1 protein-coding gene is annotated in these 1,105 nt (G+C 58.5%); it reads right to left on the reverse strand.

Going from position 1 to position 1,105, the window contains the following annotated elements:
• Positions 1-335: 335 nt before the first annotated feature.
• A partial coding sequence (locus tag AB0J06_RS26380) for an outer membrane beta-barrel protein (protein ID WP_357432371.1) occupies positions 336-1,105 on the reverse strand: 770 nt, incomplete at its 5' end.

Genomic DNA, 1,105 nt, shown 5'->3' on the forward strand with positions numbered 1-1,105 from the left:
CATCGCCACGCCCCGTAAGCTCTACGTCCACTGTAGAGCGGATGAGATTTCTGGGCGAACGCCTGCACTTTGGGCCCGCTGGTGATCCAGCCGGAGCGCAGTACGTCGCCCACCGCCGAGATGGTGGCTTCATCAATGGTGGGCTTGGAGAACGGCAGAAAGGGCAGTTGGCTCATGACGTTGAAGGCATCCGTTTCAGAAGGCGATGAGAAAAAAGCATATCAATGCCGGGCATGGTTGCACGGCTCGACTGAATATAGCCTGTCATCTGTGAATGAATCGTCCCCCCCTTAAACAAAAATGCCGCCTTGGGAGCGGCATTTTCAGCATCGGTGTCAGAAGGCGACGCGGGCCTCAAGAAACACATTCTGTTCCTTGAGCTTGCCTTTGAGCTGTTCGTCCAGGGCATTTATCCGGTTGGCGAAGGTGTTGTAGCCGGTTTCGATCCGGCCCATGTCCACGTAACGCCATCCGGTGCCCAGGGTCAGGGTTTCGCTGACCTTGGCATCCAGCCCCAGGCCCACGCTGTAGGCGAAGTTGTGTTGGCGATGGCTGGCGAAGCGACGGGTTTCGTTGGTCTGATAACCCTTGGCGTCAATTTGGGCCAGGCCCACCCCCGCCATACCGTAGAACGACAGCCATTCATTGATCGGGATATTTTTATAACCGTTTAGCATCAAGCGCTGGCTGTCGGTCTGCAGGCTGTTGACGTTGACATTGAACGGTGCCCAATGGGATTTGAAGTTCGAGTGGCTGGGCGTGGTGTATTCACCTTCAAGGCGCCAGCCATCAGCCAAGGCATAACCGACGGCAAATGAACCGGTGAATGTCTTGCTGCTGTCAGGCGCCTCTACCCGGTGGGTTACCCGCGGGCTGGTCAACAGGGAACTTGAGAGATTCTGGCGGGCGCTGTTGAGCTTTGCCGACCCGTACCAGCCTTCTGCCTGGGCATACGGGGCGGCAATGGCGGCGAGTATCAGGGCGTAAGAGAGTTTTTGCATGGTCATCGATTCACTCGGTCTAAAGGGGTCGGTGTCGGTCGCGATCCGGCCGGCGACCAGTTCCGCCGCGCGCCACGCCGCGTCCCGGATCAGCGCGTCCCCGG

Origin of the sequence: Micromonospora sp. NPDC049679, assembly GCF_040659735.1 — a bacterium.
Classification (GTDB): Bacteria; Actinomycetota; Actinomycetes; order Mycobacteriales; family Micromonosporaceae; genus Micromonospora_I.